The sequence below is a fragment of the Cellulomonas sp. A375-1 genome (assembly GCF_001040865.1).
In the GTDB taxonomy this organism is placed as follows: Bacteria; Actinomycetota; Actinomycetes; order Actinomycetales; family Cellulomonadaceae; genus Cellulomonas; species Cellulomonas gelida.
In genome coordinates, this window is sequence record NZ_LFKW01000139.1 from 24,263 (window position 1) to 29,860 (window position 5,598).

Here is a 5,598-nt window from a genome sequence, read left to right on the forward strand (position 1 = left end):
GCGACGGTCTGAGCGGTCTCGACGACGCCCGCGAGCGTCTCGCGCACCGCCGTCTGCGCGCTGCCCAGGGCGGCGGCCATGCGGCCCAGCTCGTCCCGGCTGTCGACCTCGGCCGCGACCGTGAAGTCGCCACCGGCCATCGCCTCGAGCGTCCCCTGCACCTTGCTCACCGACTTGCGGATCCCGCGCCCCACGACCCAGCCGAGCGCGAGCGAGGCGGCGAGCGCGGCCAGGAGCGCGACGATCATGATCGTCTTGGCCTTCGTGGTCCGGTCGGAGGCCGCGTCGGCCATCCCCTGCACGTACGCGGTGATCTCCGCGGCGGCCGCGTCGAGGTCGGCCGCGTACGCGTCGATGAGCGGCTGCGCGACGACGTCGCGGACCTCGGCGTAGCGCGCGACGTCCGCGCCCTGCGCCGCGGGCACGAGCTGCCCGTCACGGACGGCGAGGAACGCTGCGTAGTCGTCGAGGAACGCGACCCAGGGCTCGGCGGTGCCGGCGGCGGACGCCGTGAAGGCATCGATCTGCCCGTTGAGCTCGCGGTCGTTGTCGGCGAGCTTGACGGTCCACACGTCCTTGTCCGACTGCTGGTCGGACGCCGCGATCTGGGCGATGATCATGCGGCCCTTGATCTGGTTCTGGTGCACCAGCGAGCGCACGTCCGCGATCTCGGCCTGCAGGCTCGCGACCGTCTCCAGGTCGTCCTTCGACTTCTCGAGCGAGGACATCGCGTACCAGCCGCAGGCCACGGCGACGACGCCGAGGAGCGCGAAGACGGAGAAGATCTTCGTCTGCAGCCCGCGGTCGGAGAACCAGCGAGCTCGGCGAGGTCGCGGCGGTGCAGCGGGGGTGGTGCTCATGGGAGGCCTCCTTGGGTGGATCGCGGGCGTGGTGGGGTCGGTCGGGGGGATCGACGACGCCACGAGGGCAGTGCAGAGGGGACGACGCGGATCAGGCCGCGGCGGCCTCGTCGACGTCGAGGACCAGCAGGAGCCGGTCGTCGAGCGTGCAGGCCGCGCGGATCAGCGGCCGGATGGCGGGGTCGAGCGTGTCCGGCGGGGCCTCGACACGCTCGGGCGAGACGTCGACGACGTCGCCGATCTCGTCGACCAGGAGGCTGACGGTCTCACCGCCCACCTGGACGACGACCATCATCTGCTGGGCGTCGTCGTCCACCGGGGGCAGGCCCAGGCGCGGCCGCAGGTCGACCGTGAGGACCACCTGACCGCGCAGGTTCACCAGGCCGGCGACGCCCTCGGGGGCCAGCGGCACGCGGGTGCGCGCGTGCGCCCGCAGGGCCTCCTGCACCCGCTGGACGTCGACGCCGTACAGGCCCGCGTCGACGGTGAAGGTCACGTAGCTGCTCATCGCGCTGCTCCCACGAGCTCGTCGAGGCCGGCGAACACGTCGTCCGGCGCGGGTTCGTCGTAGAACTCCCGGTCGGCGGCCAGGACCGCCGAGCGGACGTCGAGCAGCTCGGTGACCTTGTCGCCGAGGACGGTCGACCCGGTCAGGCCGCTGTCGTCGATCGTCGAGTGGTTGCCGACCTCGTCCTCGACGATGTCGACGATCTCCTCCACGACGAGGCCGACCGAGCGGCTGCCGCGCGTGTAGACGACGAGGAGCAGCTCGTCGGACTCCTTGGCGAACGTGCCGAGCAGCCGGTCGAGACGCGCGAGCGGCAGGATCGTGCCGCGGTACTGCACGACCTCACGGCCGCCGACGAGCTCGACCTGCTCGGCGCGCACGTGCTCGAGCCGCGCGACCGACGCGAGCGGCATCGCCACCCGGCGGCCGCCGCCGATGCCCGCGACGAGCACCTGCTCGACCTCGGCGCGCGTGACGCTCGCGGCGTTCGCGTCGCGCGTCGACAGCTCGCTGTCCCGCGTGATCGCGCGGCGCGCGATCGCCTGGACGTCGAGGATGAGCGCGACCCGGCCGTCCCCGAGCACCGTGGCGCCCGAGTACACGCCGATGGCCTTGAGCCGCGCCGCCAAGGGCGTCACGACGATCTCCTCGGTGGTCAGCACGCGGTCGACGAGCAGGCCGAAGCGCTGCTGGTCCGCCTGCACGACCGCGATGACCGCGGGGTGCTCGTCCTGCGGCACCTCGACGCCCAGGACGCCCGCGAGCGAGACCAGCGGCAGCAGCTCGCCGCGCAGCCGGTAGACCGGCGCGGCGTGCACGTACTCGACGCCCGAGTCCGAGCGCTGCGCGTCGAGCGCGACGAGCTCGACCACGTGCACCTGCGGCAGCGCGTACAGGTCGCCCGCGCACTCGACCGACAGCGACGGCATGATCGCGAGCGTCAGCGGGATCCGCAGGCGCCACACGGTGCCGGCGCCCACGACGGACTCGACGTCGACGGTGCCGCCGATCGCCTCGATGCGCGTGCGGACGACGTCCATGCCGACGCCGCGGCCGGACACGTTGGTGACCTTCTCGGCCGTCGAGAACCCCGGCAGGAACAGCAGCTGGAGCAGCTCGTTCGCGCTCATGGCGGCGACCTGCTCGGGCGTGCGCAGACCCTTGGCGATGGCCTTCGCGCCGACGACCTCGGGGTCGATCCCTCGGCCGTCGTCGCGGACCTCGACCGAGACCTGACCACCCGCGTGCGACGCGCGCAGCTCGAGCAGACCCTGGGCGGGCTTGCCCGTCGCGACCCGCACCTCGCGCGGCTCGATGCCGTGGTCCACCGCGTTGCGCACCAGGTGCGTCAGCGGGTCCTTGACCGCCTCGAGCAGGCTGCGGTCGAGCTCGGTGTCGCCACCGACCATCTCGAGGCGCACCTCACGGCCGCACAGCGCCGCCAGGTCGCGCACGACGCGCGGCATCTTCGACCACACGTGCTCGATGGGCTGCATGCGGGTGCGCATGACACCCTCCTGCAGCTCCGAGGCGATGAGGTTGAGCTGCTGGGCCGAGCGCGCGAGGTCGACGTCCTGCTGCGACGACGCGAGGCGGCTGATCCGGTTGCGGGCCAGGACGAGCTCGCCCACCTGGCGCATGAGCTGGTCGAGGAGCTCGATGTCGACGCGGATCGAGGAGTCCGCGGCGCCGCGCTGCGTGCCCACCTCGTCGCTCGGCACGGCCTCGGCGCGCGGCGACGGGATGATCCCGGGGCGCGCGGGGGCCTGGGCGGCGGGAGCGGGCTCGACCTCCGCCTCGTCGGCGGCCGTCTCCACTGCGCTCACCTCGTCAGCACTCGTCTCGTCAGCGTTCGTCTCGGGTGCCTGGGTCTCGACGGCCTGGGTCTCGGCGGCCGTGGTCTGCGCTGCGCGCGTCTCGAGGGCAGGCGCGTCGGCAGCGGGGGTCTCGGGCTCGACGTCCGGCGTCGTCGGTGCCTGCGCGGCGGCGGGCACGTCGTCGTGCACCCGCGTGATCGCGGCGACGGCAGGTTCGACGTCGACGTCACCCTCGCCACCGGTCCGCTCGATCGACCCGAGCAGGTCGCGCACGGTGTCGACCATGAGCAGCAGGACGTCGGTCGTCGGCTGGTCCATCGACCGGCGACCGTCGCGCAGGTCCACGAGCAGGTTCTCGCCCACGTGGGCGAGCCGCTCGAGACGGCCGAACGCGAGGAACCCGCTGGTCCCCTTGATCGTGTGGATCGTCCGGAACACGCTGCTCAAGAGCTCACGCGAACCGGGAGCTCCCTCGAGCGCGATCAGGTCGCGGTCGAGCTGGTCGAGGTTCTCGTGGCTCTCGACCAGGAACTCGTGGACGATCTCGTCGATCTCCTCCATGACAACCCTCCTGCGGGGGCTGTCGACACCACCCGGCGACCCGACTCATCGGCCGAGGAGTGCCGGACATGAGGAGTGTGTGCGCGGCGGACGTCACATCACGGAGGCGGACGGGGGCGCGGGCCGGGCCGCGCCGTGCTCCACCTGGGCTGCGTCACCCGGGCAGCGTCACGCGGGATGCGTCACGCGGGATGCGTCACTCGGGCGGCGTCACTCGGACTGCGTCGGGCTCGGCGCGGCGGCCGGGCCGGGCAGGATCGACCGCAGGGCGGCTGCGGTCGCCTCGGCGGCGTCGTCGGGCACGGCGGCGCCGGCGTTCTCGGCCTTCACCGCGTCGAGCACCTCGGCACGGTGCACCTTGACGGAGCGGGGTGCGTCGATGCCGATCCGCACGCCGTCGCCGCGGACGTCGATGATGGTGACGACGATCCCGTCGCCGATCACGACGCTCTCGCCGGCACGGCGTGTGAGCACGAGCATGCGGCGACAATACCGGAGCGAACCGCTCATCCCGACTCGGCCGTGACCGATCGGACGGGTGTGCCCACCGCCGACGCACCGTCCCGACCCGTCGTGGTCGCGGGCGAGAGCGCGACCGTGCTGCTGACCGCACAGGGTCGGCCCACGGCAGGGCGCGGCGTGCGTCGGTCGCGCGCGTCGGACCGGTGGCGTCGTGCGTGCGCGGTGCTGCTCGCGACCGTCAGCGTGGTCGCCGTGGGCATCGCGGTCCGCCAGACCGCCGATGCCGTGCAGGTCACGACGCACGTCGACGCACGGCCCGGCGACTCGCTGCGGCTGACGCTGCCGGACGTCCCGGGCGCGGTGATGGGCCGGGACCACGTCACGCTGCCCAGCGAGGTGCTCGACGGTCTGGCCCCCGGCGACGAGCGCACGTTCACGATCCGCGTGTCCAACGACGCCGCGGTGAGCGTGCTCGTCGGCTCGGCGTTCGCGTGGGCGCCCGTGCCGTCGGACGAGGCGTTCGTCGAGGAGCCGCAGGTCCGGGTCGACGGCCTCCCTCCCGCGCTCGAGCCGGGCGCGTCGGCCGCCGCGACCGTCACGGTGTCCACGCCCGACAGCTGGGATGCGGCAAATCGTGGACGTACCGGGCGGCTGGTCGTACGGTTCGTCGGTACGCAGGCGTAGCCCTGCGTTCCCGCGGACACGCGGATGACGCCCGCTGACCCGCGCCCACCGGCACGGGTCCGACGAACGACGAGGCATGCAGGCGACGAACGAGCCCCGGGACGACGACCTCGTCGTGCGCTACGGCCAGACACAGGCCGAGCTCGACGAGCTCGTCGAGCTGCGGCGCGCCGAGGTCGACCTGAGCGACCCCGGGCTCGACGTGCTGGCGGTGCTGGACCTCGCGGTGAGCAGCTCGGCCGGCCCCGACGCCGCGCTCGTGGTCGGCGCGCTGACCGCGGTGCGCCGACAGGCGCAGGCCGCGACCGACCTGGCGCGTGCCGTCGTCGAGGTCGCGCGCGAGCAGGGCCTCGAGAAGACCGCGGCGTGGCTCGACGACGCGCTGGCTGCGAGCGTCATCCCGCCCGGCTCGACGCCGTACGTCTCCTGGCTGACGCCTCCCGAGCAGTGGCTCCCGGCCGAGGCGGGGTCGCTGGCCGACCACTGCGGGTTCCTGCTCGGCGAGCTCGACATGGTCGAGCAGCACCTGCACCGCCTGCTGCCCGACGAGCGCGCGGCCCGGACCCGGGACGCCGCCGAGGTCCGCCGGGCGCTCACCCGGGCGCGCGACGCGTGGTCGGCGTGGCACGCCGAGCCCCGGCCGCCCGCCTCGTCGTCCCCCGAGCCCGCGTCCGACCCGACGCCGCAGTAGGCACGGCGGCGGCCC

General features: G+C 73.7%; 6 protein-coding genes. 2 read left to right on the forward strand and 4 right to left on the reverse strand.

Annotation, left to right across the window (positions count from 1 at the left end; genetic code table 11):
- From CWIS_RS15140 to csrA, 4 genes are all read right to left on the reverse strand, one after another.
- On the reverse strand, positions 1 to 860 hold an 860-nt coding region (locus tag CWIS_RS15140; protein WP_048344171.1), incomplete at its 3' end, for a HAMP domain-containing protein.
- Between the two features lie 91 nt (positions 861 to 951).
- Positions 952 to 1,368, reverse strand: a complete 417-nt coding sequence (locus CWIS_RS15145) for a chemotaxis protein CheW (RefSeq protein ID WP_048344161.1) — start codon at positions 1,366 to 1,368, stop codon at positions 952 to 954.
- Positions 1,365 to 3,746 carry a chemotaxis protein CheA gene (locus tag CWIS_RS15150; protein ID WP_048344162.1) on the reverse strand — a complete coding sequence of 794 codons (2,382 nt, stop codon included), beginning with the start codon at positions 3,744 to 3,746 and terminating at the stop codon, positions 1,365 to 1,367. The genes CWIS_RS15145 and CWIS_RS15150 overlap by 4 nt, the downstream gene beginning before the upstream one ends.
- Positions 3,747 to 3,956: 210 nt before the next feature.
- Positions 3,957 to 4,226: a carbon storage regulator CsrA gene (csrA, locus tag CWIS_RS15155; RefSeq protein WP_048344163.1), complete on the reverse strand. Its 270-nt coding sequence runs from the start codon at positions 4,224 to 4,226 to the stop codon at positions 3,957 to 3,959.
- 42 nt (positions 4,227 to 4,268) lie between these two features.
- Between csrA and CWIS_RS15160 the strand changes: the two genes are divergently transcribed.
- Positions 4,269 to 4,892: a hypothetical protein gene (locus CWIS_RS15160; protein WP_156186685.1), complete on the forward strand. Its 624-nt coding sequence runs from the start codon at positions 4,269 to 4,271 to the stop codon at positions 4,890 to 4,892.
- Positions 4,893 to 4,968: 76 nt separating this feature from the next.
- On the forward strand, positions 4,969 to 5,583 hold the full coding sequence (locus tag CWIS_RS15165; RefSeq protein WP_048344165.1) for a hypothetical protein: 615 nt from the start codon (positions 4,969 to 4,971) through the stop codon (positions 5,581 to 5,583).
- Positions 5,584 to 5,598 lie beyond the last annotated feature (15 nt).

Bases quoted from the DNA above. Each gene is read 5' to 3' on its own strand.
- CWIS_RS15145 (WP_048344161.1), bottom strand. From the start codon at position 1,368: ATGAGCAGCTACGTGACCTTCACCGTCGACGCGGGCCTGTACGGCGTC.
- CWIS_RS15150 (WP_048344162.1), bottom strand. From the start codon at position 3,746: ATGGAGGAGATCGACGAGATCGTCCACGAGTTCCTGGTCGAGAGCCAC.
- csrA (WP_048344163.1), bottom strand. From the start codon at position 4,226: ATGCTCGTGCTCACACGCCGTGCCGGCGAGAGCGTCGTGATCGGCGAC.
- CWIS_RS15165 (WP_048344165.1), top strand. From the start codon at position 4,969: ATGCAGGCGACGAACGAGCCCCGGGACGACGACCTCGTCGTGCGCTAC.